This window comes from Citrobacter sp. A316 (genome assembly GCF_002042945.1).
Taxonomy (GTDB): Bacteria; Pseudomonadota; Gammaproteobacteria; order Enterobacterales; family Enterobacteriaceae; genus Citrobacter; species Citrobacter portucalensis.
Genome location: NZ_MVFZ01000010.1, coordinates 55,604 through 80,158 on the forward strand (window position 1 = coordinate 55,604; position 24,555 = coordinate 80,158).

The 24,555-nt window shown below is 49.3% G+C and carries 28 protein-coding genes and 2 pseudogenes; 18 read left to right on the forward strand and 12 right to left on the reverse strand.

Annotated elements, in window-relative coordinates; genetic code table 11:
• Positions 1-5 precede the first annotated feature (5 nt).
• Complete coding sequence (locus tag BZK41_RS13665) at positions 6-260, forward strand: hypothetical protein (RefSeq protein ID WP_079938483.1); 255 nt, start codon at positions 6-8, stop codon at positions 258-260.
• Between the two features lie 60 nt (positions 261-320).
• Here the strand turns inward: BZK41_RS13665 and BZK41_RS13670 are convergent.
• Positions 321-440, reverse strand: a pseudogene (locus BZK41_RS13670) (cytochrome b); the annotation flags it as partial.
• 87 nt (positions 441-527) lie between these two features.
• Positions 528-800, reverse strand: a complete 273-nt coding sequence (locus tag BZK41_RS13675; RefSeq protein WP_047411841.1) for a hypothetical protein — start codon at positions 798-800, stop codon at positions 528-530.
• A gap of 239 nt (positions 801-1,039) precedes the next feature.
• Here BZK41_RS13675 and BZK41_RS13680 point away from each other — a divergent pair, with 239 nt between their 5' ends.
• Positions 1,040-2,563, forward strand: coding sequence for a cyclic diguanylate phosphodiesterase (locus tag BZK41_RS13680; RefSeq protein ID WP_079938484.1), 1,524 nt, complete (start codon positions 1,040-1,042; stop codon positions 2,561-2,563).
• A gap of 169 nt (positions 2,564-2,732) precedes the next feature.
• Entirely contained in the window at positions 2,733-2,930 is a 198-nt protein-coding gene (locus BZK41_RS13685) for a hypothetical protein (RefSeq protein WP_079938485.1), read from the forward strand.
• A gap of 116 nt (positions 2,931-3,046) precedes the next feature.
• Here BZK41_RS13685 and BZK41_RS13690 read toward each other — a convergent pair whose 3' ends face one another.
• Positions 3,047-5,134, reverse strand: a complete 2,088-nt coding sequence (locus BZK41_RS13690) for a TonB-dependent receptor (RefSeq protein WP_079938486.1) — start codon at positions 5,132-5,134, stop codon at positions 3,047-3,049.
• Positions 5,135-5,530: 396 nt separating this feature from the next.
• Between BZK41_RS13690 and BZK41_RS13695 the strand changes: the two genes are divergently transcribed.
• From BZK41_RS13695 to BZK41_RS13745, 11 genes are all read left to right on the forward strand, one after another.
• Positions 5,531-7,153 carry an ABC transporter substrate-binding protein gene (locus BZK41_RS13695; RefSeq protein ID WP_079938487.1) on the forward strand — a complete coding sequence of 541 codons (1,623 nt, stop codon included), beginning with the start codon at positions 5,531-5,533 and terminating at the stop codon, positions 7,151-7,153.
• Entirely contained in the window at positions 7,153-8,127 is a 975-nt protein-coding gene (locus tag BZK41_RS13700) for an ABC transporter permease (protein ID WP_079938578.1), read from the forward strand. The genes BZK41_RS13695 and BZK41_RS13700 overlap by 1 nt, the downstream gene beginning before the upstream one ends.
• A complete protein-coding gene (locus tag BZK41_RS13705; protein WP_060682335.1) occupies positions 8,117-8,929 on the forward strand; it encodes an ABC transporter permease in 813 nt (270 codons plus the stop codon). The genes BZK41_RS13700 and BZK41_RS13705 overlap by 11 nt, the downstream gene beginning before the upstream one ends.
• Complete coding sequence (locus tag BZK41_RS13710; protein ID WP_079938488.1) at positions 8,923-9,717, forward strand: ATP-binding cassette domain-containing protein; 795 nt, start codon at positions 8,923-8,925, stop codon at positions 9,715-9,717. Before BZK41_RS13705 ends, BZK41_RS13710 begins: the two co-directional genes overlap by 7 nt.
• Positions 9,701-10,318, forward strand: a complete 618-nt coding sequence (locus tag BZK41_RS13715; protein WP_079938489.1) for an ATP-binding cassette domain-containing protein — start codon at positions 9,701-9,703, stop codon at positions 10,316-10,318. The genes BZK41_RS13710 and BZK41_RS13715 overlap by 17 nt, the downstream gene beginning before the upstream one ends.
• Position 10,319: 1 nt before the next feature.
• The gene (locus BZK41_RS13720; RefSeq protein ID WP_079938490.1) at positions 10,320-10,835 is read left to right on the forward strand and encodes a phospholipase D family protein; all 516 of its coding nucleotides are present in this window, start codon (positions 10,320-10,322) and stop codon (positions 10,833-10,835) included.
• 77 nt (positions 10,836-10,912) lie between these two features.
• Complete coding sequence (gene zinT, locus BZK41_RS13725; RefSeq protein ID WP_079938491.1) at positions 10,913-11,563, forward strand: metal-binding protein ZinT; 651 nt, start codon at positions 10,913-10,915, stop codon at positions 11,561-11,563.
• Between the two features lie 140 nt (positions 11,564-11,703).
• Complete coding sequence (leuE, locus tag BZK41_RS13730; protein WP_003832429.1) at positions 11,704-12,342, forward strand: leucine efflux protein LeuE; 639 nt, start codon at positions 11,704-11,706, stop codon at positions 12,340-12,342.
• Between the two features lie 173 nt (positions 12,343-12,515).
• The gene (gene yeaR, locus BZK41_RS13735; protein ID WP_003030735.1) at positions 12,516-12,878 is read left to right on the forward strand and encodes a DUF1971 domain-containing protein YeaR; all 363 of its coding nucleotides are present in this window, start codon (positions 12,516-12,518) and stop codon (positions 12,876-12,878) included.
• Between the two features lie 3 nt (positions 12,879-12,881).
• Positions 12,882-13,064 carry a DUF1869 domain-containing protein gene (locus BZK41_RS13740; protein WP_003832433.1) on the forward strand — a complete coding sequence of 61 codons (183 nt, stop codon included), beginning with the start codon at positions 12,882-12,884 and terminating at the stop codon, positions 13,062-13,064.
• 217 nt (positions 13,065-13,281) lie between these two features.
• Complete coding sequence (locus tag BZK41_RS13745; RefSeq protein ID WP_079938492.1) at positions 13,282-13,926, forward strand: hypothetical protein; 645 nt, start codon at positions 13,282-13,284, stop codon at positions 13,924-13,926.
• A gap of 52 nt (positions 13,927-13,978) precedes the next feature.
• Here the strand turns inward: BZK41_RS13745 and fdhF are convergent, their stop codons facing one another.
• A complete protein-coding gene (gene fdhF, locus BZK41_RS13750) occupies positions 13,979-16,126 on the reverse strand; it encodes a formate dehydrogenase subunit alpha (RefSeq protein ID WP_079938493.1) in 2,148 nt (715 codons plus the stop codon).
• 361 nt (positions 16,127-16,487) lie between these two features.
• Between fdhF and BZK41_RS13755 the strand changes: the two genes are divergently transcribed.
• Positions 16,488-16,736, forward strand: coding sequence for a GlsB/YeaQ/YmgE family stress response membrane protein (locus BZK41_RS13755; RefSeq protein WP_003832440.1), 249 nt, complete (start codon positions 16,488-16,490; stop codon positions 16,734-16,736).
• A gap of 48 nt (positions 16,737-16,784) precedes the next feature.
• Here the strand turns inward: BZK41_RS13755 and yoaJ are convergent, their stop codons facing one another.
• The 3 genes from yoaJ to BZK41_RS13760 are packed head-to-tail and all read right to left on the reverse strand — an operon-like array spanning position 16,785 to position 18,033.
• Entirely contained in the window at positions 16,785-16,859 is a 75-nt protein-coding gene (yoaJ, locus tag BZK41_RS26950; protein WP_095533175.1) for a protein YoaJ, read from the reverse strand.
• Positions 16,860-16,861: 2 nt separating this feature from the next.
• Positions 16,862-16,960, reverse strand: coding sequence for a YoaK family small membrane protein (locus BZK41_RS26955; RefSeq protein WP_032941789.1), 99 nt, complete (start codon positions 16,958-16,960; stop codon positions 16,862-16,864).
• Positions 16,961-17,007: 47 nt separating this feature from the next.
• Positions 17,008-18,033, reverse strand: a complete 1,026-nt coding sequence (locus BZK41_RS13760) for a sensor domain-containing diguanylate cyclase (RefSeq protein ID WP_079938494.1) — start codon at positions 18,031-18,033, stop codon at positions 17,008-17,010.
• Positions 18,034-18,219: 186 nt separating this feature from the next.
• Between BZK41_RS13760 and BZK41_RS13765 the strand changes: the two genes are divergently transcribed.
• A complete protein-coding gene (locus tag BZK41_RS13765) occupies positions 18,220-18,468 on the forward strand; it encodes a DUF333 domain-containing protein (protein ID WP_079938495.1) in 249 nt (82 codons plus the stop codon).
• Between the two features lie 7 nt (positions 18,469-18,475).
• Here the strand turns inward: BZK41_RS13765 and BZK41_RS13770 are convergent, their stop codons facing one another.
• Complete coding sequence (locus BZK41_RS13770) at positions 18,476-18,823, reverse strand: DUF488 domain-containing protein (protein WP_079938496.1); 348 nt, start codon at positions 18,821-18,823, stop codon at positions 18,476-18,478.
• Positions 18,824-19,021: 198 nt separating this feature from the next.
• On the opposite strand from BZK41_RS13770, the gene BZK41_RS13775 reads away from it, so the two are divergent.
• Positions 19,022-19,729, forward strand: coding sequence for a CTP synthase (locus tag BZK41_RS13775; RefSeq protein WP_079938497.1), 708 nt, complete (start codon positions 19,022-19,024; stop codon positions 19,727-19,729).
• 40 nt (positions 19,730-19,769) lie between these two features.
• On the opposite strand, the gene BZK41_RS13780 is transcribed toward BZK41_RS13775, so the two are convergent.
• On the reverse strand, positions 19,770-20,957 hold the full coding sequence (locus BZK41_RS13780; protein WP_079938498.1) for a CynX/NimT family MFS transporter: 1,188 nt from the start codon (positions 20,955-20,957) through the stop codon (positions 19,770-19,772).
• Positions 20,958-21,056: 99 nt separating this feature from the next.
• Between BZK41_RS13780 and BZK41_RS13785 the strand changes: the two are divergent.
• Positions 21,057-21,849 (forward strand): annotated as a pseudogene (locus BZK41_RS13785) (helix-turn-helix transcriptional regulator); the annotation flags it as partial.
• Here BZK41_RS13785 and BZK41_RS13790 read toward each other — a convergent pair.
• The 3 genes from BZK41_RS13790 to dgcJ form a co-directional block, all read right to left on the reverse strand.
• On the reverse strand, positions 21,832-22,278 hold the full coding sequence (locus BZK41_RS13790) for a DUF441 domain-containing protein (protein ID WP_016152803.1): 447 nt from the start codon (positions 22,276-22,278) through the stop codon (positions 21,832-21,834). The pseudogene BZK41_RS13785 and the gene BZK41_RS13790 overlap by 18 nt on opposite strands.
• A 138-nt stretch (positions 22,279-22,416) precedes the next feature.
• Positions 22,417-22,920 (reverse strand): YbaK/prolyl-tRNA synthetase associated domain-containing protein, encoded by a 504-nt coding sequence (locus BZK41_RS13795; RefSeq protein WP_079938500.1) that lies wholly within the window; start codon positions 22,918-22,920, stop codon positions 22,417-22,419.
• Positions 22,921-22,964: 44 nt separating this feature from the next.
• Positions 22,965-24,455, reverse strand: a complete 1,491-nt coding sequence (dgcJ, locus tag BZK41_RS13800) for a diguanylate cyclase DgcJ (protein WP_079938501.1) — start codon at positions 24,453-24,455, stop codon at positions 22,965-22,967.
• Positions 24,456-24,555 lie beyond the last annotated feature (100 nt).

Sequence of the window (24,555 nt, forward strand, 5' to 3'; positions counted from 1 at the left end):
TTTATATGAATAAATTAATGATGATATTGGTTGCGTTTTCTGCCGTTTCTTTGATGCCTGGTTGTCTATCAGAAGAACAACGCTTAGCAAAGTGCGAAGCGAAGGGAATTAGCCGTGATGTTTGTTATCACGAAGAAAAAGAATATTGGAATAATTACAGTGCTAATATGAGTCGACTGCAGGCCGCTAATACACAAGCGGATGCTTTCAAAGAGGCTATGAGTGATCACAAGAAACATAAGCATCATGATGACGATTAATATTTAAGAACACGCATATACGGTTTTAAGTAATTATGTTCTTGATATTTTAATCATCTATTAACTATTCAAATGGTTATGCTCAGGCATCACTCTCAAAAGCGTATTAACCTTCTGTATATAGTGATGAAATAATGCAGCGCCAGTATGGGCTGCAATCAGAAAGTAACAGCTATTGGCGAGTTGACTCCCCCCAAGGCCAGAGGTATTTATGATAACAGTGGCCTTACTTTGGTTTGAGAAAAACGCTTCACCTGCTGTATGCAATCATTCTTTTGATGACAGTTTGTACGGAAATACATGCAGAGCGTTGGCTGCGATGGGGTAAACTCCCAAGCCTTCTGTTCTGGCTTTGATTTCCTCGAAAGAGAGTGAAGGGGAAGGTTCTCGTCCGCCCCACAGATTAATGCCCTCAGGAACATCGTCCCGACTGTACTCCTCGGCGATCTCGATAGTTCCGCCACTATTCAATTCGATCACGACGCTTTTCCCGTCAACAGGAATGAGGTTCCCGTCATTGTCAGTGATAAAGATTTTCATTTTCTTACCTCTTATTAGCACATGTATATGATAACAAAATTGGAAAGAGGGATGTCATTATTGTTATGATCTTTTCAATGTTGATTTTATATAAAAATCAATTTGTTATGTTGTAATCTTGAAAATGTGACTGGGCGCATGGCGACTTTTGTTTCTGTCTACCATGCTCTGAAGAGATAAATTAGAACACGTCAATGCTCATCGCAACGACCGATCGGTTTTCGCTACAGGACATGAGAATGCGCAAAGCACTTTTACCGGTAACCGCAGCGGTGTGTCTTTTTTTGATCGGTGTTTTTATTCTTAATATGCAGCTTTGGCATTCCTCTTCGACAGAAACCCTTGAGGGAGCCAGATATGCCGCGAAAAATATGGATAACATACTTGATGAAGCTTTCCAGGCAACTAGAACCGCTAAGAACATCGCTGAAAAAAAATGCGATCTGGAGGGTCAATACCAACTCGGAACCGAAGCGGCTCTTCGGCCTCATTTGCGAACGCTGATCATTATCCGGCAGGGGAAGGTTTGGTGTACGTCTTTACCGGGGAATAGGATTTTACTTAAGCAAATTCCTGTGATTGCTGATACAAAATTGCTGCTTACTTCCGCAAGAAACACGGAAAATGAGATCCCCGTTCTGCTGTATCAAACTCATTTTCAAACCCACCGCATTATTGTCACCATCAGCGGGGTGCATATCCGTGGAGCATTGAATGTTCCGTTAAAGGGAGTGACATATTCACTACTCGTAGGCGACGAAGTACTTGGTTTATTGGGCGATGTGAATACCGTTACAGCAAGCGCACGTGAGTCTGGTCAGGTCAATTCCGTAAAGTATCCGTTCAGTATTATTTATAATAAACCGCCACTGTTTAGTGCAAAAAGGCTGGTTACACAAGGTTCAGGGATTCTGGTTTTTATCCTGTTAATGTCCTTCGCAGCCGCTTATGCCATTGATAAGTATCTGAACAAGAGCGATACCCCTGAAGAAACGTTGCGCAGGGCGATAGTAAAAGGAGAGATCGTGCCTTTTTATCAACCTATCGTAAATGGTCGCGAGGGGACGTTACGCGGTGTTGAAGTACTGGCCCGATGGAAACATCCTAAAGCCGGATATATCTCTCCTGCTTCCTTCATTCCCGTCGCCGAAAAATCAGGCCTGATAGTACCACTGACTCAAAGTCTGATGCGGCAGGTTGCGGCAAATATGAACGCCATTGCCAGCAAACTGCCATCCGGCTTCCATGTCGGCATTAACTTCAGCGCATCTCATATCACATCCCCTACATTCGTGCAGGAGTGCCTGCATTACAGAGATAGTTTTAACCGCGATGACCTCAATCTGGTAATCGAAGTTACTGAGCGCGAGCCGTTAGATGTGGATGAAGATCTTGTGCAGAGGCTCAATATCCTGCATGAGAATGGCTTTGTTATTGCGTTGGATGATTTTGGTACGGGCTATTCTGGGCTTTCTTATTTGCATGACCTGCACATTGATTACATTAAAATCGATCAGAGCTTTGTGGGAAGGGTAAATGAGCTTCCCGATTCAACCCGAATTTTGGATTGTGTTCTCGATCTGGCGCGCAAGCTGTCTTTAAGCATCGTTGCTGAAGGGGTTGAAACGAAGGCTCAGCTCGATTATCTCAACAAAAACAACATTGTTTTCCTGCAAGGGTACTATTTCTATAAACCAGTGACCTTCACTGATTTCGTCATGATTCTGCTGTCAAAGCCTAAAGTGAAGGTTTTTATCGAATAAATACAGGATAACCTTATTGAAGGACAGAGAGCATGAAATCTGGTTCGGTAGTAAAAATCCGACGCTTATCTTTATCGTGAGATAAATCTCAGATTCTGTTATTTAAAGCCTATACCCTTATCAATGTAATGGTTATTCGTGTTTTCATATACAGCAACTGGATAATGGTATGGCAGATATAACATTCGCGATGGAGCGTGATTCAAGTCACAGAGCGGCCAAAAAAAAGTTGGATGTGCGAAACAAAACAAAGTACACAAACCGCAACCAGCTTGCGATTGCCGCAGTCCTGTTTTTAGGCGGTATCGTTGGGGTTATTGTTTTGGCATTGTATCTAATGGTGCAGGAAGGGGTGTTTCTGTATTAATTATTTAAATATTCTTATATGTTAAAATAAGTTGCTGATTATATCTTGTGTCTTCTCTCAATAATATTCTGCTGGTCAGGGTATTAGTGTGCCCCGACCAGCAGGGCCTTATACAATTAGAACTGATAGTTTAAAGATACCCAGTAGTTACGGCCCGGGTTTACGTATCCGGTAGTGGACTGTGCAGTCTGATAATAATCACCTGCGTAGGTGCTATTACGGCCCACCTGGTACAATTTGACCTCACTAAAGTCTTTATCCAGCACGTTATTAACCGCCGTATTAAGCGTCAGATCTTTGGTCAGCTTATAAGACATCCCCATGTCGACAACGGTCCAGGCTTTTAAATCAGCGCCTTTATCGTCATAGACGGCCTTTTGTACCGCGCTGAGGTTGTCGTAATTTTGGGTAAAGCGAGGGGCTTTGCCGCGATAACGTGCGCTTAACCAGGCGTTCATATCTTCCGTTGCCTGCCAGTTTAGACGGGCGTTAGCCATATGTTTTGGCGTGTAACTTAATGGCGCGCCTTTATTTTCACCATCTTTTTGCTTGCTCTGAGTGTAGGTGTAGTTGAGAGATAAGGTCAGCACATCCGACCATAGAGGGAAGGTGCTGGCAAATTCAACGCCATCGGTCCTTGCCTTGCCGCTGTTGGTATAGCTGTTGGTATTATCATCGATAGAATATGAGACAATTTTATTTTTGTATTCGGTATAGAAGCCGGTAATGTTGGCGTTAAGCCCAGCGTCGTTCTCGTAATAGAGCCCGGTTTCGTAGCTGATACTTTCCTCAGGTTTGAGGTCCGGGTTACCGACCGTATTCACCGTTCCCTGCGCGGTTACACCGCTGATCCCGTTATGCAACTGGCTCAGTGATGGTGCTTTATAACCTGTCGTCACGCCGCCTTTGAGCGTCCAGGCGTCGGAAACGTCCCAGACCATATAGGCTCGTGGGCTGAGATGACCGCCAAAGACATCGTTATGCTCATAGCGTGTTCCTGCGGTTAAGGCCAGCGAGTCGAGAATATGCCATTCATCTTCCGCATAAGCTGCCCACGTTTTTTGATGGAACGTCTCGCCGGTATTTGCCAGCACCACACCATCTTTCATCCTTGCATCCCAGTATTCTCCGCCAAGGGTTAAGAGGTGTGAATCACCTAATGGCGTCAGCAGCACTGAGTCAAGAATAACGTTAGTGTTCTTCAGTTCACGTGCGTCACCGGCCCGACCTGCGTTCTCTGGCGTGAGTGCGGAAGATACCAATTGCCGGCCTTTGTTCTCGGTTTCATTCCAGCCAAGGGAGGATTTCCAGGTGCCGAACGTTAAGGCTGTATCGTGACCGAGGGTCACTTTGTTACGCTCATAGCGTAGCGTTTTATCATACCCCCCTGTCAGGTTGCCCAACTGCCCGTCATCGTTGTCATAGCGCTGTCTGGCGGAATCGAGATCTAACCACAGCGTATTGTTCTCATTGGTTTTCCAGTCGAAGCGCGTACCGATATTGTAGTTTTCCGACTCGGTAGGATAAGGTACGCGGGTGGAGGAGGTATCGCTGAGGGAGGTGACGCTGGAACCCTGACGCTGGGTTGTACTTCCCCGAACCTGCATATCCAGTACGCCCGCGATTAATGGGCCACTTGACCAGAAGTTGGCAACGGTGCTGTTACCCCATTTATTACTCTCTTGCAGGTTAACGCCGGTATTGATGGAAGTGCTCCATTTATCTGTGCTTTTTTTGGTGATGATATTCACCACGCCACCGATTGCGTCGGACCCATAAAGCGTCGACATCGGGCCGCGGATCACCTCAATATGATCGATTGCCGCCAGCGGGGGCATAAAGCTGGTATTCATGGCAGAGAAGCCGTTTGGCGTTACGTCGCTGCTGCCGTTTTGACGAATACCGTCAATCAGGATCAAGGTATAGCTGGCGGGCATGCCGCGGATACTAACCTCAAGACCACCGGTTTTACCGGTGCTGCTTTCAACATCTACCCCTTCAACAGAACGCAGGGCTTCACCTAAGTCATTATATTTATTGGTTTGTAACTCTTGCTGTGAAATAACAGAGACGCTGGCGGCGGCATTGGTGATTTTCTTTTCATAACCGGAAGCGGTTACCACCATGACATCTTCAGCAAACACCAGGGGGCTGGAAAATCCAAAACAGGACAGAACGACAGAGGCAACAGGTTTTAAACGCATAGTCAAACTTCCTTTGTTAAAAATTCAAAGGCAGTAAGATAATTGATGGAAATGATAATACAAATAATTATCATTACAAATTTACATAACTTGTCACTTCTGGTGTTTTTCTTGAATAAATATACATAAATTGTCATGAATTTTAGATAAGGAATTAGCAGGGAGGACCAATAGTCCGCATGGGTAATTATTAGATCGGGATTAATATTCCATTGAATAAATGGCGAGGGATTAACCTATTTTCTGAGATTCATATCGTACTCATAACGGAGTATCAGAAAAAAGTATGATAATTTTATAAAATCGTCATACTTTTCTGCGCCGCATCATTTTTTTCATCATTTCTGTCCGCCATAATCCCTTCCCCAGGAGACTGCTTAACGACGGTAAATCGTTATGCAGCATAAAAATAACGTAAATCTGGATAACATAATGATCAAAGGCAAGCTGGCACTGCTTACGTGCGCATTGACTCTCGCATTAACCTCACCACTTCTTGCCGCGCAAAATGCGAGCGAAGGGCAGACGTTAAAACTGGCAATTGGACCAGAACCAACGGAAGGGTTTGACCCGATGTTGGGCTGGAGTCATGGCAGCTATTTGCTTTTGCATGCACCATTATTAAAACAAAATGCAGATATGAGCTGGGGAAACCTGCTGACGGAAAAAGTAGAGACCAGCGCAGACGGCAAAACCTGGACGTTGACGTTAAAACCCGACCTCAAATTCTCTGATGGCTCCCCGCTAACCGCTGAAGATGTGGTGTTCACCTATAACAAAGCAGCAAAAAGCGGCGGCAAAATCGACATGGGAAACTTCACCCATGCCAGCCTGAAAGATAACCGCACGGTAGAAATTACGCTGAATAGCCCACAGAGCACCTTTGTGAATGTGCTGGGGTCTTTGGGTATTGTTCCGGCGAAACGGTATGACGAAAAAACATTTGCCAAAAATCCGATTGGCGCGGGTCCTTATCGGCTGGTTAGTTTTCAGCCGGGACAGCAGTTGATCGTGGAGGCTAACCCCTGGTATGCCGGTAAGAAAAATGATTTCAGTAAGCTGGTGTTTGTCTTCCTTGATGAAGATAACGCTTATGCCGCAGCGCGCAGTGGCCAATTGGGACTCGTACGTATCGCGCCGTCGATGGCGGTCGCTCCTCAGCAGAAAAACTTGAAACTTTGGGTACGCGATAGCGTGGAAAACCGGGGCATTGTGTTCCCGATGGTTCCTGCAGGTAAAAAAGACGCCAATGGCTATCCGATTGGGAACGATATCACTGCCGATGTTGCCATCAGGCGCGCCATCAACTATGCAATCGACCGTAAGCAGCTTGCCGATCAGGTCATGGAAGGTCATGCGATTCCTGCGTATAGCGCAGTACAGGGGCTGCCATGGCAGGGGCAATCCGTTGTGTTCAAAGATGGTGACAGCGAAAAAGCACGCACGATTCTGGACGAAGCTGGCTGGAAGGTGGGTAAAGATGGCGTACGAGTGAAAGACGGCAAAGAGGCTCGACTGACTTTATGGTACGCCAGCGGTGACAGTACGCGCCGGGATTTAGCCGAAGCTGTCCGCGCAATGCTGGAGCCAGTAGGGATTCAGATCTCGCTACAATCCGGAAGCTGGGAAACTGTTGAGCGTCACATGCATGCGAACCCGACACTATTTGGTTGGGGAAGTCTGGATCCGATGGAGCTGTTCCATCATTACAGTAATCAGGCCGCGGGCGTGGAATATTACAATCCAGGCTATTACAGCAACCCTGTTGTTGAACAGCATCTTAAACAGGCTATTGACGCCCCGGACTGGCAAAAAGCGTTGCCTTTCTGGCAACAAGTGGAGTGGGATGGCAAGCAAGGGGCTGGCGTGCAGGGCGATGCTGCCTGGGCATGGCTGCTGAATATTCAGCACACCTACCTGGCAAATCCGTGTATTGATTTAGGCAAAGGCGCACCGGAGATTCACGGTAGCTGGTCACTGCTCAATAATCTGGACGAATGGACCTGGACCTGCCGTTGATGAAGTCTGTTGTGGGCCATTTTCTACGGCTGATAGTGCTATTAGTGCTGGTTGCGGCTGGCACTTTTGTGCTGCTCAGCTTTTCTCCGGTTGATCCGATTCGTGCATATATTGGCAACGATCTCCTGCATGTGCCGCCGGAGCAATATGCACGCATTGCTGCTCGCTGGGGATTGGACCAGCCGCTATGGGAGCGTTTTGGTCACTGGTTTGTACGGGTATTGCAGGGCGATCTCGGCTATTCCATGTTGTTTAATGCGCCGGTTGCCAGCGTGATCAAGGAACGTTTTTCCACTTCGTTTGCGCTGCTTGGCGGCGCGTGGCTACTCTCCGGCATATTGGGAACGGCAATGGGGTTTGTCGCGGGTCGCTACCTGAATCGCTGGCCGGACAAAGCAATCTGTCGCCTCAGCTATCTGCTTTCTTCGCTGCCGACCTTCTGGATTGGCATGTTGCTGCTGGCGTTATTTGCCGTGCGCTGGCCGGTATTTCCGGTCTGCTGCGCGTGGGAGCCGGGCAACAGCGGCGATATGGCCACGCTGACCGAGCGTTTGCGTCATCTGGTGCTTCCCGTTTGCGCGCTCAGTTTGCTGGGGCTGGGACAAATTACGCTGCATACACGGGAAAGCATCGCCAGCGTGATGAAAAGCGATTTTGTCCGTTTTGCGCGTTCTCAGGGAGATAAAGGCTGGTCGCTGTTGCGTCATCAGGTTCTACGTCATGCAATTACGCCTGCGCTGTGTTTGCAGTTTGCCTCGCTGGGGGAGCTGTTGGGAGGTGCACTATTGGCCGAAAAAGTCTTCGCTTACCCAGGACTGGGGCAGGCCACCATTGATGCCGGGTTACGCGGCGATCTGCCGTTACTGATGGGGATTGTGTTGTTCAGTACCGTATTGGTGTTCATTGGCAATTCGCTGTCTACCTGGCTTGTCCGTATGTTGAACCGTGCTCTGGAACGACCTGATGCTCTATAACCCGACGCCGACGCTGATTCGTCTTTTGTTCTCTTTTAGCTGCCTGTTATTCATTGCAGTGTATGGTGCCGCAATGCTGGATAACCCGTTGAGCGTTAATCTTCTTGCCCGTCATCTACCGCCTGATGCGATGTACTGGTTTGGCACCGATAACCTTGGTCGCGATCTGTGGATCCGTTGTTTTCAGGGAGCACTAACCAGTCTGCAAATTGGTATTGGTGCGGCGTTGTGCAGTGGCTTGATTGCGCTACTAATGGCGGCGGTTTCGCGCATACATCCGCGTCTGGATGTGCTTATGCGTCTGATTACTGATGCCATGCTGTCGATGCCGCATCTGCTGTTGCTCATTTTGATCTGTTTTACGCTGGGGGGCGGGAAAAACGGGGTGATCATGGCGGTTGCACTAACGCACTGGCCGCGTCTGGCGCTGATCCTGCGTGCTGAAGCGCAGCGCGTGGCCCACAGTGACTATCTGACGTTGACCTGGCGTCTGGGACACGGCCATTTTTACTGCTGGCGGCATCACTATCTACCGGCGTTATTACCCCAGTGGCTAACGGGAACATTGCTGATGTTTCCCCACGCGGTGTTGCACAGCGCGGCGTTAAGCTTCCTCGGTTTTGGACTGGCGCCGCATGAACCGTCACTGGGCCTGCTGCTGGCGGATGCGCTGCGGTTTATCAGTCATGGCGATTGGTGGTTAGTGCTGTTTCCAGGACTGATGCTGTTCAGTCTGGTGATGTTATTCGATCAGCTCGCAAGGGCGGTGCATCGTTTATGGTTACGAGGTGACGCATGTTGAGTTTAAGGCAGGTCTCGCTGGACGTGGCGCGTTATCGCTGGTACGGCGCGAAAAACTGGTCTTCGCTGTTACAAGATATCTCTTTCGACGTAGCGCCTGGTCAGATGGTGGCGTTAGTTGGGGGAAGTGGGGAAGGTAAGAGCCTGTTGCTGCAATGTCTGCTCGATCTCTTACCAGACAATTTGCGTTTCAACGGCGTTATTACCCTGGAAGGTAAAACGCTGGACAGTGATGATATTCGCAAATGTCGCGGCAACACCTTCAGCTATGTCCCTCAAGGTATTCAGGCACTTAATCCGCTGCTTTCGATTGAAAAGCATCTGCGCAGGGCATGCCAGCTTTCTGGCCAGCAATGGAATGCCGGAAAAATTGAACGATTGCTCCAGCGTAGCCGACTGGAAAGTCGCGTATTAGATGCTTTTCCGCGCCAGCTTTCAGGCGGTATGGCGAAACGTGTCCTGGCCTGTCACGCGTCTCTGAGTCAGGCTCGCTATATTCTGGCGGATGAAATTACCGCCTGGCTTGATGCACCACTGGCTAATCAACTGCTTGAACAGTTGCGTGAGCAATGTGAGCATGGGGCCGGTGTTTTATGGGTAACGCATGACCTCACGCTGGCGGCCCGCCATGCAGATCGTATTGTCGCGCTGCATCAGGGAAGGGTGTCGGATAACGTCAGCCGGGAACAGCTGTTACGCGGAGAGATTAGCGAACATCTGCAACGACAATGGCTTGCGCTGCCTGAAAGAAATCAACTTTTTGGAGAGCGCGATGCTGTGCTGTCGTGATGTAACAATCCGTCAGGGGGAAAAGGTTCTGTGGCAAAATCTGACCTTCTCTCTACGCCCTGGTGAACGTATTGGGATTTGTGCGCCCAGTGGAACTGGCAAAACGACGCTGGGACGCGTGCTGGCGGGCTGGCAGAAACCAACTTCGGGTGACATTCTGGTTGATGACCAACCGTTGCCGATGCACCAGTATTGCCCGGTGCAACTGGTGCCACAGCATCCGGAATTAACTTTTAACCCCCGACGCAGCACCGGTGATGCGGTGCATGATGCCTGGCGACCGGATGCTGAAATGCTTACCCGTCTTCATATCAACCCTGAGTGGTTAACCCGCCGTCCCGGACAACTTTCTGGCGGAGAACTGGCGCGAATTGCTTTACTTCGCGCGCTGGACCCGCGGACACGTTTTCTTATTGCCGATGAAATTACCGCCCAGCTTGATCCTTCCATTCAACGGGATATCTGGGCGCTGCTGCTTGAAGAATGCCAGCGTCGGCCATTAGGTATGCTCATTATCAGTCATCAGCAGGCGCTGCTTGATCAGATCTGCACGCGAGCGTTACCCTCTTCGGCTTGTATCTCCTTTCAGGCAAATAACTAACGTGATTGTAAAAACTATCGCTGTGGCTGCGCTAATGTACGGGGCGGGTGCTTTTGCAGCACACGCTTCCATTCAGGTAGGTTTTTCACCGGAAGGGTCGGCTCGGGCTTTAGTGCTGGATTCGATTAACCATGCGCAGCACAGCATCGATATGATGGCTTATTCATTTCAGTCTGCAGATATTGTTCAGGCACTGGTAAACGCCGAAAAGAGAGGTGTTGTGGTTCGGGCAGTTATCGACAAGAAACGAAACCAGGGCAAGGTGAGCCAGAAGGCCATCGCTTTTGCTGTCGCGAATGGAGTTGATGTGCAACTGGATGGTCACTACCACATCCAGCATGACAAGGTAATGATTATTGATGGCGACACGCTGGAAACCGGTTCGTTCAACTTTGCCAAATCCGCAGAATTTGCCAACTCTGAAAATGTGTTAGTTATTCGTGACGAACCTGCCGTTGTTGCGCAGTATCAGGCCCATTTTGACAGCCGTTGGAAAATTGCGCACCAGAGCGGTTAAATACTTCACAACGTCGTTGATTTAAATGTGATGTTATATTATAACATTTCACTCGCAAATGATTTGAGGGTGAAATTTTGGCTATTCGTTTTAAGAAACTGACAATCGCTCTGGGGATACTTTTAGTCAGTGGTTCGGTTCTGGCGCATGGTCATCATTCCCATGGTGCGCCAATGAGTGAAGCAGAACAAAAGGCGTCGGAAGGGGTATTTGATGATAACCAGGTGCAGAACAGGGCGCTGACCGACTGGGATGGCATGTGGCAATCTGTCTATCCGTATCTGGTCAGCGGCGAGCTTGATCCGGTGTTCAAAAAGAAAGCGGAGAAAGATAAAAATAAAACAGCAGAACAAATTAAAGCGTATTACCGTACAGGCTATGTAACCAACGTAGACACTATCGGCATTGAAAATGGTGTGATGGAGTTTCATACCGGTAATCAGGTTGCATCATGTAAATACGACTATGCCGGATATAAAATCCTGCACTATAAATCAGGCAAGAAAGGTGTACGGTATCTGTTTGAGTGTAAAGCTGCTGACAGTAAAGCGCCTAAATATGTGCAATTTAGCGATCATATTATCGCACCGCGTAAATCGAGCCACTTCCATATCTTTATGGGAAATACCTCGCAGGCAGCCTTGCTTGAAGAGATGGAAAACTGGCCTACCTATTACCCTTATCAGTTGAAGGGAGAAGAGGTTGTGGATGAGATGCTGCACCATTAATCTGGGCTAACCTTATCTGTACACACCCGTCACCAGTGGCGGGTTTTTTTAATTCATAACCTTCTCTTTCCATCACCCGATGCATTCGTTAGCATATTGTATCGCAGCAAGTGCATGTGTTTTTTCAGGAAGAGGTTAACGTGTTCGCAGAGTATGGAGTTCTGAATTACTGGACGTATCTGGTGGGGGCTATTTTTATCGTGCTGGTACCGGGGCCAAATACGATATTTGTGTTAAAGAACAGCGTTGGTCGGGGAGTGAAGGGCGGTTATCTCGCCGCAAGCGGTGTGTTTATCGGTGATGCCGTGTTGATGTTTTTGGCCTATGCCGGTGTTGCCGCATTGATCAAAACAACGCCCGTTTTGTTCAACATCGTTCGCTATCTTGGCGCTTTTTATCTGTTGTACCTCGGTGCGAAGATCCTGTATGCGACACTGAAATCGAAAGCCAGCGACGCCGCGCCTGAGGAAGTCCCGTTTGGCGCTATTTTTAAGCGAGCATTAATTCTGAGCCTGACGAATCCAAAAGCTATTTTGTTTTATGTTTCGTTCTTCGTGCAGTTTATTGATGTCAATGCGCCGCACTCAGGACTGTCATTCTTTATTTTGGCCATTACGCTTGAGGTAGTGAGCTTTTTCTATCTGAGCTTCCTTATTTTCTCCGGCGCGTTCGTGACGCAGTATATTCGCACGAAGAAAAAACTGGCCAAAGTGGGTAATTCCCTTATCGGCCTGATTTTCGTTGGTTTTGCCGCTCGTCTGGCTACGCTTCAGTCGTGATGCCATTGGCCCGCTGGTTGCGGCGGGCCTTCAATATGACGCTTTACTTTTCATTTATAATTGTAGGGTTATAACCAATAAATGGTATTTTAAATGTATATTTTGAGGCGTACCCTGTGTACAGCAGCGGTTCAATAAGACTCGCTGGTTGTCGACTGGAAAAGGGAAGAAAAATGCTTCAAATTCCACAGAATCATATCCATACACGCTCTACTCCATTCTGGAATAAAGAAACGGCGCCTGCCGGAATTTTCGAACGCCACCTTGATAAAGGAACTCGTGCCGGGGTTTATCCACGACTTTCTGTTATGCAGGGGGCGGTCAAATATCTCGGATACGCCGATGAACACAGCCCGGAGCCAGTAGAGGTGATGGTTATTGAAGCCGGTCAGTTTGGCGTTTTTCCGCCGGAAAAATGGCATAACATCGAAGTGATGACCGACGACACTTACTTTAATATCGATTTTTTCGTTGCCCCGGAAGTTCTGATGGAGAGTGCAAATCAACGAAAAGTCGTGCGCACCGGCAAGGAGTAAATCATGGGCAAAGCAACCTATACCGTAACCGTGACTAATAACAGCAACGGTGTTTCTGTTGATTATGAAACAGAAGCGCCGATGACATTACTGGTGCCGGATGTGGCAGCAGAAGTTGTTAAAGATCTGGTCAATACCGTACGTTCATACGATACCGAGAATGAGCATGAAGTGTGCGGATGGTAGGCGTTAATTACTCCTACTGATTGAATACACTGAATTTTTATCTACTAACCGCACTGCGTTTTGACGCGTTGTGCGGTTTTTTTGTTTATGTTGAATGGGGTGATGTCCGGAAAAAGATTCCTTAAGAATACCTTAAGAAATTCGCATTGAATGCTAATTGTTGATCATTCACAGACGTTATGATCGCAAAACAGTCACAATACAGAACATCGCGCTTATGAAACTGAACACCCAACTTACATTACCCACGCTTATTCTTGGACTGGTCATTGTGGCGATCCCGTTCACCGCGAACTGGAATCTTCCGCTGCTCAATGGCACTGTCGTCAAATGGATCGAAAATGGGCAGGCGTTATGGCTACTGTTTGGTGCAGTATTTACTCTCAGCTACATCCGGCCTTTATCACGTCCTGAAGGTGGGAAACAATTTTGGCTTTGGGCGACTGTGTGGTGGCTGGTGTTGCTGGGCCGAAGCACCAGTTGGGGGCGTGATTACTTCCCTGAGCATTCTAAACTTCTGTTCAGAGCTATCTCCGTTGTATTAATTGCCATGATTATTCTGCCGGTGCTGTTGTCGAAGCGCTTACGCCTGGATATTGTCCGACGCGTGCGTAATGAACCATTACCGGTCTGGATGCTGGCGATTACCGCCTGCGCATTTTTGATTTCCGATACGGTAGAGCATCATCGTCTGCTGGCTCCCATCTTCCTGCACAATACCCATTATGGCGATCTGATTGAAGAACTGTATGAACTACCATTTATGGCGGGGTTGTTTCTGATGAACTTCGGTTTTATGCAGCGGGATAAGCTGGAGGAATCTGCCTCCATCCGCTTCAGCGAACCACACCTGGCGAAGTAATGAGATAAAACCTGAGTCTGGGTATCCAGACTCAGGCGGCAAGGGTGGTGACTTACGCAATCGCCTCACACAAGCGTGATTTCATATCGCTATACGATTGAGCGGCATACTTTTCGGCCCATATCTGATCCGTAATGTGCTCGATATTTACGGCACAATATTTGGTTTCCGGCGTTTTCGAGATTGGATCGAGGTTATCCTGGGTTAACTCGTTGCATGCACCAATCCACCATTGATAGGTCATATATACCGTTCCGGCATTGATGCGCTCGGACACATCCGCGCGGCTGATGACCTTACCCCGACGCGAGCTGACCCACACCAGATCACGATGACGGATACCGAGTTTTTCGGCATCATGGGTATTGATTTGCACATATCCTGGTTCATCAGCCAACGCTTGTAACGCCGCGCAGTTACCGGTCATCGAGCGACAGGAGTAGTGCCCAACCTCACGCACGGTACACAGTACCAGCGGATATTTGTCATCCGGAACTTCTGCGGGCGCTCGCCACGGTGCGGCAAACAGTTTGCCTTTGCCGTTGGCGGTATCAAACTGGCTGTGTGCGTAAAGGTATGGCGTACCAGGACTATCGAGATCCGGACATGGCCACTGAACATGCCCCATTTCCCCCATCTTCTCATAGGTCACGCCGTAGAACAGCGGGCACAGCTCGCGCATCTCATCCCAGATTTGCTGGTTATTTTGATACTGCATTGGATAGCCCATTTCGCTGGCCAGCAGACTGATAATCTCCCAGTCACGCTTTACGTTAGCGGTGGGTTCAATCGCTTTCTCAAAACGCTGGAAGCCGCGATCGGCACAGGTAAAGACGCCGCCATGTTCGCCCCATGAGGTGGCCGGCAGGAGGACGTCGGCCATTTCCGCTGTCTTAGTCATGAAGATGTCTTGCACGACGATAAAATCGAGCGCGTTAAACCCTTCGCGGACCAGTCCCAGGTCCGCCTCGGTTTGCAACGGATCTTCTCCCATGATGTAGTAGGCTTTTATTTTGCCTTCGATAGCCAGGTGCGGAACTTCGGTGATACGGGTCCCGACCTTGTCATCCATCTGATTAACGTCAATGCCCCATGCGCTGGCAAATTTCTCCCGGACTGCGGAATCAGTCACGTCCTGATACCCTGGGAACTGGTTAGGTAGTACCCCCATATCGCACGCGCCCTGCACATTATTTTGCCCACGCACCGGACCAACGCCGACGTTAGGGCGACCCAGATTCCCGGTCAGTAATGCCAGACTCGATAAACCGCGAACCACATCAACGGCCTGACCAAACTGGGTGACGCCCATCCCCCACATTACGGTTGCCGATGGAGCAGCGGCAAATGTACGCATCGCCTGGCGAACCTGCTGTGCGGGAACACCGGTCAAATGTTCAACGGCTTCAGGGGCGTAGTCCTTAACGGTTTCCCAGTATGTTTCCAGCCCTTCCGCATGCTTTTGCACATACTCGCGATCGTAGAGTTGCTCTTCGATAAGAACATGACCAAAGGCATTAACCAGCGCCATGTTACAACCGTTTTTCAACTGCAAATGTTGGTCAGCAATACGGGCGGTTTCAATACGACGCGGGTCGCAGACAATGATTTTTGCGCCATTCTGGCGAGCTTTAATTACCCGGCGGGCTACGATTGGGTGCGAGTCGGCGCAGTTATAACCAAAGATCAGCAGGCATTTTGAGTTTTCAATGTCGCTGATAGAGTTGCTCATGGCGCCATTGCCTAACGTTTCCTGTAACCCCGCAACGGAAGGGCCGTGACAGACCCGGGCGCAGCAATCGACATTATTGGTATGGAGTACGCCACGTGCGAATTTTTGCATCACGTAGTTGGTCTCATTCCCCGTTCCACGTGAAGAGCCGGTGGTCATGATGGCGCGAGGGCCATAGGTATTTTTGATTTCAGATAAGCGTTTTGCGGTGTAGCGAATGGCTTCATCCCAGCTAACGGGCGTGAATTTTCCACCTTTTTCATAACGGATCATCGGGCGAGTCAGACGGGGAGTCAGAAGGCGGGTGTCGTTAAGAAAGTCCCAACCATAATAGCCTTTCAGGCATAACTGATTTTGGTTCGTTACACCCTCTGCGGCTTCGGCACGGATGATTTTGTTATTTTCGACAACAAGCTTGAGCTTGCACCCGGCCCCACAGTATGGGCAAACACTGGTGATTTTTTTCATCAATAACAGACCTGTTAAATGCTGAAATAGCGCGAATTGTAGACGCAGCCACGCGATAAGCACCGCGGACTACGATTTGTCGTAGCGACGGGTAGTTTAAGCATAAAGTGTGCCAGAAGTGAAAAACAAGCAATAACAGGGCTGACGGCAAAAACGTTAAGCGGAATGACTGACGATTCGACACTAATGACGAGTAGTGACAAAAATTTAGCCTGCTGGTCAGCAGTCATAACCTTATGAAACATCGGAAAAAGATGAAAATATGAAGTGATGGCGATCACAAATTTTAATTTATCAGCGCTATGCTATGCTTTTATACGACGAGTGAATCGTTAATTTAAAAACATAAGTGAGGAAAATTATGGGCATTATTTCATGGGTGGTTTTCGGTCTTATCGCTGGGATTTTGGCAAAATGGATTATGCCGGGTAAAGATGGCGGCGGATTCTTTATGACCATTATCTTAGGGGTTGTCGGTGCGGTAGTGGGTGGCTGGATCAGTACCTTCTTTGGTTTTGGTAAAGTTGATGGTTTCAACTTCGGCAGTTTTGTCGTAGCGGTTATCGGTGCGATTGTGGTGTTATTTATCTATAGAAAAATCAAAAGCTAACTAAACATGCAGGCAATAAAGGCCACTGATAAGTGGCCTTTATTTTGGTTACCACCACCCCAGTTCCGTGCCCAGAACCACGATGATCGCCACGCCAATCATAATAATCGTTGTTTTTTTCATCGTTATGCTCCCGGCGCAGCGTAGCCGCCAATAAAAAACCAGGATAAGAAAACGACAGCGGAAATGAAAATAATGACAGGGAAAATAATACCGAGTCGCATACGATTATCTACCAGAGTTATTTAAAGACGAGCCAGCATAGCAGGGCTTAATGTACGACAAAAGGGGTTTTATCCTGACGCTTTTTATCCTGATACATTGCGCTGTCTGCAAGATGAAGCGCACAGTTTACATCAGTCTCCAGCGGATCAATTTCCACCACACCCAGGCTGGCACCAGGATAAAACAGATGAATGTCACCCAGGTGGTAGTCACCGCAAATCTGCTGTTGCAGCTGATTTTTCGCCTGCTGCAGACGTATACGCTGATCCTGTTCATCTTCCGCTGACAGGCTAACGACTAAAAATTCGTCGCCGCCCAGTCGACCGAGAATATCATTATCACTACATTCACGGAGCAGGCGCTGCCCAATCTGGATCAGGAACTGGTCGCCAACCTCGTGGCCAAAGCGGTCATTGATCAATTTGAAATCATCCAAATCGATATAGGCGACAACTATCTTCTGTCTGAGGTGGCGGGCAAGCGAAAAAAGGGTCTCTACATTTTCAAAAATTGCGCGCCGATTCGGTAATCCCGTCAGGGCATCGGTGTAGGAGTGGGCAATCAGCGCGGCGTTTGCTTCACGTAACTGAGCAACCAGCGACTCTTTTTGAATAGACTGGGCGATCAGACCGGCAAACAGATGTAATACTTGTTCCCCACGTTGGCTCAATGCCTGCTGATGGCGGCTGGTCGCGCAGAGTGTACCGTAAAACGTTCCGTCCGGAAGATGAACGGGAGTGCTCAGAAAGGTGGTGATGTCCAGTGCGCGAGCGGCTGTACAGTCCGGCCAGCGTGCGGGCACGTTGTCGCTGTACAGACAGTTTTCCTCAATAGCGCGTTTGCACAGCGTTTCATCCCACGGCACTGACAGCCCTTCGGGGATCTGCATTTGGCGGCTATTACGTGCATACAGAATATGCTGCAGACGGGCATCCAGATCGACCTTGGTCAGGTAGGTCGATTCCATCTCAGTCACCATCTCCAGCATCTCCAGAAGTTGGCGAACCAGACTCTCAACTGACTGCTCCGTAGCTAAGGATTGTGAGACTCTGGCAAGGATCATGTCCGACATGAGGTGTAAATGCTCCTGAGTAATGACTGGGCTGACGTTGCCCGCATGATAGAACATCGAGGGGAAAGATGAAACACGCCATCCAGTTCAGAATGTAAACATAAAATGGATAGCTGGCAGGAAAACATGGAGATAGATGGAAAGTCGGGGTAACCTGCCAGAATAAGGTTTTTAACAGGAGTAAATATGAAACTTGCGTCTATTGTTTTGCCTGGATTGCTGGTGCTGGCGGGGTGTACCACGGAACCGGAAGCGCCTGTGCCACCGAAAGTTGGCATGGCGAATCCGGCATCGGTGTATTGCGAACAGAAGGGCGGCTCGTTGATTGCGGTGCAGACTCCGCAAGGTGTTAAGTCTGACTGCAAACTACCCAACGGGGAAGTAATTGACGAATGGTCACTCTGGCGTAGAGATCATCCGGCAACGGGCAAGTAATAGGCAGTCAACATTGACGTAGCCACTCAGCGAGCACCAGCGCGTGGTTTTGCTGGGTGTTTTTCGCCGCATACAGTAGCGTTAAGGTTTGCTGTCGGGCAATCTCTGCGAGGCGCTTTCCTTCCTGCTGCTGTTGGGCCAGCTCTGCGCGATATTGTTCGGAAAAGTGTGAAAAATCGATCAGTTCTGCGTGGAATGCTTTGCGCAATTCAGAGGATGGTGTCAGCGTTTTATTCCATTCGTTGAAAGTAAGGTCAGTCTTTTTTATCCCGCGTGGCCACAACCGATCGACCAACACGCGATAACCATCGCTTTTTTCTGCCGGGTCATACACGCGTTTACACTGAATCTTCATCTCTTCATCCGCTCCTTTCAGCTACCGCTCAGGTATTGCTCATCAATTTTATTACGGTTAAATAAGATCGTAAAACGTGACCATTATAGCATTTTGCCCGCCCTGACTCCCAATTTAAGGGATTGTGATACCACTAAAAAGTCGGTAGGCTGAGACTCCTTATGCTGTCCCTTATTGTCAGGACACAAGGAAAGCTTAATGGAAATTTCCCCAATTAAAGATACGCTTCGCATTGCGCTGGTGGGCGATTACAGCCCCGATATTGTGGCGCACCAGGCCATTCCCCTTGCTATCGATGATGCCGCCGCCGTCCTGGAGTTGGTGGCTGATTATGACTGGCTAACTACATCTGATATCAACAGTGGTGAGGACTTGGTTGGCTATGATGCCATCTGGGTCGTTCCAAGCAGTCCGTATCGCCATCTTGAAGGGGCGCTAATAGCGATACGCTACGCGCGTGAAAACAGTATCCCATTCCTGGGGACCTGTGGCGGTTTTCAACATGCGATTCTGGAGTATGCCCGCAACGTGCTGGGCTGGAGCGACGCCGCCCACGCCGAGACGGACACCACGGGTAGAATGGTGATAGCACCATTGACCTGTTCGCTGGTAGAAAAAACGGATGATATTGAGTTGCGGGCCAATACGCTGATTGCCAAAGCCTACGGGCGGGATGTTATCACCGAGGGATATCACTGCAACTATGGTGTATCGGAAGATTTTGCCGCCGAGCTTGAAAGCGGCGATCTGCGGGTGACCGGCTGGGATGAGGCTGGTGATATTCGTGCCATTGAGCTGGTGACGCATCCATTTTATGTCGGCACGCTCTTTCAGCATGAACGCGGAGCGCTGGCGGGAAAACCCGTGCCGTTAGTTCAGGCGCTGCTGCGCGCCGCGCGCGAATAAAAATACGGGCAGGTTGTCCACGAACCTGCCCTCTGCATTATTATGCGCTCGCGATCTCCCGGTTGCGCCCCGCGCACAGACCAAATACCGCCATCAGCACCGCTAACACGGCGACCCCACCAAGCGGAATCAGCCAGGTACCGTCGAGGTCGTGAATTTTCCCCATCAGCGGTGGTCCGCAGGCTGCCAATAAATATCCGACAGACTGTGCCATGCCGGAGAGGGCAGCAGCCTGATGTGCTGAGCTTGCGCGCAGTCCAATAAAGGTTAAGCCGAGGATCATCGTCGCGCCTGAGCCAAAGCCAAACAGGATGGTCCATAGCAATGCCTGATCGGGCATCATGGCGAATCCCGCCGCACCGACGGCGCACATTAATGAAACCAGAGCGGCGATGGCGCGTTGATCCTTAAATCTGTTCAGGACGAGAGGAATCAATAATCCCGGCGCGGCGGTTGCCAGTTGCAGTAAACCATGCAGCGAGCCGGCCTGCGCCTCGCTGTAGTCGTGGCTGATCAAAATGGCGGGCAGCCAACCGATGATGACATAGTAGATAAGCGAATTGATCCCCAGAAACAGCGTTACCTGCCAGGCGAGGCTGGAGCGCCAGATCGCGCGGGAATGCAAAGCGCGCGAGTTGCTCAAACTGGCATTGGCCGTCTGGCGGCATTGGGGTAACCAGATAATCAGCGCCAGTAGCGGAAAGGCCATCAGTACCATCAGCGCACCGCGCCAGCCAAACCCGTTCAATGCCAGCGGTACCACAATGGCGGAACCCAGTGCTGCTGCCGCGCCCATGGTCAGCGAGTATGCGCCAGTGAGTTTCGCCACATGGTGAGCAAAATCGCGCTTAATCAGACCGGGTAACAGCACATTTCCCAACGCGATTCCGCAACCAATGATGGCGGTGCCGCAAAACAGGAACCCTGGTGAGGGCAACGAACGTATCGCAATACCAGCGCAAATCAGTAGCATAGCGACAAACAGGCTGCGTTCTATACCCCAACGGCGCGCAACGGCGGCAGCCAGAGGTGAAACCAGTGCGAAAGCCAGCAGTGGCAGGGTGGTCAGAAGCCCCGTCTGGGCGGTACTCAGACCGTAGTCGGCGCGAATTGCATCCAGCAACGGAGCTGCACCGGTAAAGGTGACGCGCAATGTGGTGGCAATCATCAGGATCCCCGCGATCAGCAATGCTGCGCTCTTGCCACGGGAGGAAGGTGTATTTGTCATTTTTTTCTCATATCGTCAGGCGAGGCGATACCTTAGCGTTTTTACTCAATGGATGAATCAAGCTAAAATGACAGTTTATCGCTTAAATCGGACATTTTTATGTTAGGACTGAGGCTGGATGGATATGAACCCGATCTTCACCACGATGCGGCGGTGGCGTTTTGTATTCAGGCCCGGGAAGATGAACTTTTCAGTCCGCTGCATCAGCACCGTAAAGGCCAGTTGATTCTGGCGCTGCATGGCGCGATCACCTGTGAGGTTGAGAATGCTATGTGGATGGTGCCTCCGCAATATGCGGTGTGGATCCCCGGTGAAATTCCACACAGCAACCACGTTACCGTTGGCGCGCAATTGTGCTTTTTGTTTATTGAGCCGCAGGCCGTCGTGATGCCCGATCGTTGCTGCACGCTGAAAATTGCTCCGTTGTGCCGGGAGCTTATTCTGGCGCTGGCATCCAAAACAGATGCTCAACGACTGGAGCCAACAACCCAGCGTCTGACGCAGGTGTTGTTTGATGAACTGCCGCAGCAGCCCCAGGAGCAGATGCAGTTACCGGTTTCCGATCACCCGAAAATTCGCAGAATGGTCGCAACGATGGCGAGAGAGCCTGCACAATGGCAGACGTTGGGACAATGGGCCAGCGTATTTGCGATGAGTGAACGTAACCTTGCTCGTCTGGTCGTCAAAGAAACGGGGTTGAGTTTTCGCCGTTGGCGTCACCAGCTCCAGCTGATTCTGGCGCTGCAGGCGTTGATTGATGGCCGCAATGTACAGCAGGTTGCGCAAATGCTCGGGTATGATTCGACTACAGCATTTATCACTATGTTCAAAAAAGGCCTGGGGCAGACGCCAGGCCGTTATCTGAACGGGCTGGCTACTGCTTCCCAACAATCAACGAGACCAGACCTGCCGCAATAAGCGGCCCCACCGGCACACCGCGAAACAGTGCCACGCCCAGTACCGTGCCCACCAGTAATCCGGCAACAAGCTGGGGCTGGCTGCCCATTAGCGTAACGCCGCGCCCGCCAAGCCAGGAGACAAATACCCCAATGGCAATAGCAACCAGTGATTTCCAGTTCACAAAGGAGTGGATGAGTGTGGAGGGCGGTAGCGTTCCGCTGGCGATCGGCGCCATGACACCAATGGTCAGAATGATAATCCCGACGGTCAGGCCCTGTTTTTCAATCCAGGGAAAGAAGGTATTCAGAGGGGTAACACGGACTATAATCAGCACCAGAATTGAAACAGCGACAGTGGTGTTGTGGCTGACAAAGCCCAGAGCTGCCAGTCCGAGCAGGATCAGCAGAGTGACATCAAACATCGTAGTTTCCTTGCCAAAAGAAAAAATAAGCCTGCTTACTGTACGCGTAAATGCGTGACGGAACAGGCTTTTTTTAATGATTATGATTTTTTTTGGACTAACGCACGAAGCGATGTTTTTTACTGCTAACTCGGACTGTTATTGCTCGCGGCGGAACGGGATTAATTCCGGTTGCGCGATGCGCAGGTAATCCGCGGTATCCATGATCACGGATTTTTCCAGCACCCCGGCATTAAATGCAATTTCATTAAAACGCGCAAACAATAGCGGATCGGCGACCAGCTTGAGATTCGGATGAAAACTGAACGGTGGGATAGCGCCAAATACGCAGCCAGTCAGTTCATCTACCTCCGCCGGGCTGGCGAGTGACGCTCTCAACCCGCCAATATGGCTGGCTAACAGGCTCAGGTCGGCCTGCTGATCGGCAGAGAGGATCGCCAGGACATGCTGATTGACGCCGTTGCCTTTTACTTTGCAAACCAGCGCTTTTGCACCCTGACCCAGTGCGGTACCGCGAATTTCAGAAACTGCTTCACATTTGCCTACGGCTTCATGGCTGACTACGCGGTAGGTCGCACCGTGTTCTGACAACAGGGAGATTAAACGCTGGTGCGTTGCGTTACCTTTGTTCACTTCTGTCATGACTTACTCCTGGTACAACAATGAAAATCCTGTCAGAAAAATGATTACGCATTGGTGCGTTTTTTCTGTTTGTTCAGGTAGAGCTGTGCATCAGATGCTTTGTAGGCATCATCAATGGTATCGTTTGGCTGCATATTATAAATCCCGACAGAGAAGCTGATTGTTATATCTTGCGCAATAATTTGTAAGTTATAGCGAATCCTCTCCAGCAGGCGGTGCGTTAATTCACTGGGGTGATCGATGAGGATAATGCAAAACTCATCGCCGCCGAGGCGGATGGCATAGTCGCTTTTGCGAATAGACGTTTGGATGGCTTTGGCCAGAATGGTGATAATGCGATCGCCTTCCTTATGCCCCAACGTATCATTAATAACTTTTAGTTTGTCGCAATCAATGGCGATAAAGGTCACGAGGGTGCCTGAGTTTACTAACTGCTGTAAACGCTGTTCGAGCGCAGGCGTTAAAATTTTACGGTTGTAGAGCCCTGTCATCGCATCACTGACATTTTCCCGCGTGACGTTGTGATACAGCCGAAAATGCGTTCTGACCATATTCAGCAGCAATATCGTTGCCAGTAAATAGAAGGCAAATATCTTCCAGGACGAGACAATAAAGTACATAACATCAAGTGAGAGGGTGATGCGTATACCGCCAGGAATGTCCTTCTCATAGTGAACATAGCGGAACAGATCGGATTCACTTTTATGAACGAGAATCTCTTTACCTGAACTGGTGTCAGAGACCGTTACGTCAAGATAGCGCCAGACAAGAGGGCGGTCGCTGGTATAGAAAATATTCTGTAAATTCTCTTTGTTAATATCCACCATCACCACACCTTTTAGCTTATTGGCGTAGTAAACCGGTGTTAAAAAACTCATCACCTTTTTCTCGGTCAGGTTATCTTCATAAATACTGGAGATCACCGTGCGGCCAGTGAAAATACCGTCAATATCATTCTGGTCGATTCCCAGCGTACCTTTTTGCAAAAACGACCAGTTGTGTATCGCAAATTTCCGCGAGTCGATCAAATCATAGAAATAAACGTAATTATTTTTGAGATCAACGTAATATCGAAATTTATACTCCAGCGTCCCTAATCCCTGACCGTAATCTTTCTGCTGGCGATTAACATTGACCGCCCGGTCAAAAGAGGGCAGCAGAAAAATGTCATCAAGCTGTTCGCTACATTTTGTTGAGGTGGTCTGCAACGTACCGTGTAATGGCAGATAGTTGCGCTTAGTGAGATTGAACCCATGAGTGCCGTTAACGCTGTCGAAAGCGGAGCAAAGTGCTTTTTGCTGTTCGAGCGAGGCTGGCTCCTGGGGGGACGAAAATGTACGCATCAGATGGGCTGCGATGCTCTGATTTGTGTACTTATCATAGAGAAACGATGAGTCGGCTTTCTCATTGATATAGCGCATGTACGCATTCATTGCTTTATCGCTGGCAATGAGCTCATAAACCAAAAAAGAAGACGTCAAAACAATTACGCTGACGGAGATAAAGAGCCTGAGCGCTTTATGATGCAATTTCATAATGATTTACAGCCCTGTAAGTCTGATACTTCAGTCTATCACACGGCATACATCCGCTCTAACGCTAAGGGCAAGGACATTTAGTAATAAAAATCATTCG

Coding starts and splice junctions, on each gene's coding strand:
- BZK41_RS13745 (WP_079938492.1), top strand. CDS start 13,282: ATGAAACTGAACACCCAACTTACATTACCCACGCTTATTCTTGGACTG.
- BZK41_RS26955 (WP_032941789.1), bottom strand. CDS start 16,960: ATGCGACTCGGTATTATTTTCCCTGTCATTATTTTCATTTCCGCTGTC.
- fdhF (WP_079938493.1), bottom strand. CDS start 16,126: ATGAAAAAAATCACCAGTGTTTGCCCATACTGTGGGGCCGGGTGCAAG.
- BZK41_RS13790 (WP_016152803.1), bottom strand. CDS start 22,278: ATGTTTGATGTCACTCTGCTGATCCTGCTCGGACTGGCAGCTCTGGGC.
- BZK41_RS13705 (WP_060682335.1), top strand. CDS start 8,117: ATGCTCTATAACCCGACGCCGACGCTGATTCGTCTTTTGTTCTCTTTT.
- BZK41_RS13755 (WP_003832440.1), top strand. CDS start 16,488: ATGGGCATTATTTCATGGGTGGTTTTCGGTCTTATCGCTGGGATTTTG.
- BZK41_RS13675 (WP_047411841.1), bottom strand. CDS start 800: ATGAAAATCTTTATCACTGACAATGACGGGAACCTCATTCCTGTTGAC.
- BZK41_RS13665 (WP_079938483.1), top strand. CDS start 6: ATGAATAAATTAATGATGATATTGGTTGCGTTTTCTGCCGTTTCTTTG.
- BZK41_RS13740 (WP_003832433.1), top strand. CDS start 12,882: ATGGGCAAAGCAACCTATACCGTAACCGTGACTAATAACAGCAACGGT.
- BZK41_RS13775 (WP_079938497.1), top strand. CDS start 19,022: ATGGAAATTTCCCCAATTAAAGATACGCTTCGCATTGCGCTGGTGGGC.
- yeaR (WP_003030735.1), top strand. CDS start 12,516: ATGCTTCAAATTCCACAGAATCATATCCATACACGCTCTACTCCATTC.
- BZK41_RS13795 (WP_079938500.1), bottom strand. CDS start 22,920: ATGACAGAAGTGAACAAAGGTAACGCAACGCACCAGCGTTTAATCTCC.
- BZK41_RS13680 (WP_079938484.1), top strand. CDS start 1,040: ATGCGCAAAGCACTTTTACCGGTAACCGCAGCGGTGTGTCTTTTTTTG.
- BZK41_RS13710 (WP_079938488.1), top strand. CDS start 8,923: ATGTTGAGTTTAAGGCAGGTCTCGCTGGACGTGGCGCGTTATCGCTGG.
- BZK41_RS13770 (WP_079938496.1), bottom strand. CDS start 18,823: ATGAAGATTCAGTGTAAACGCGTGTATGACCCGGCAGAAAAAAGCGAT.
- BZK41_RS13765 (WP_079938495.1), top strand. CDS start 18,220: ATGAAACTTGCGTCTATTGTTTTGCCTGGATTGCTGGTGCTGGCGGGG.
- BZK41_RS13760 (WP_079938494.1), bottom strand. CDS start 18,033: ATGTCGGACATGATCCTTGCCAGAGTCTCACAATCCTTAGCTACGGAG.
- BZK41_RS13690 (WP_079938486.1), bottom strand. CDS start 5,134: ATGCGTTTAAAACCTGTTGCCTCTGTCGTTCTGTCCTGTTTTGGATTT.
- BZK41_RS13715 (WP_079938489.1), top strand. CDS start 9,701: ATGCTGTGCTGTCGTGATGTAACAATCCGTCAGGGGGAAAAGGTTCTG.
- BZK41_RS13700 (WP_079938578.1), top strand. CDS start 7,153: ATGAAGTCTGTTGTGGGCCATTTTCTACGGCTGATAGTGCTATTAGTG.
- BZK41_RS13695 (WP_079938487.1), top strand. CDS start 5,531: ATGCAGCATAAAAATAACGTAAATCTGGATAACATAATGATCAAAGGC.
- BZK41_RS13780 (WP_079938498.1), bottom strand. CDS start 20,957: ATGACAAATACACCTTCCTCCCGTGGCAAGAGCGCAGCATTGCTGATC.
- dgcJ (WP_079938501.1), bottom strand. CDS start 24,455: ATGAAATTGCATCATAAAGCGCTCAGGCTCTTTATCTCCGTCAGCGTA.
- BZK41_RS13685 (WP_079938485.1), top strand. CDS start 2,733: ATGGCAGATATAACATTCGCGATGGAGCGTGATTCAAGTCACAGAGCG.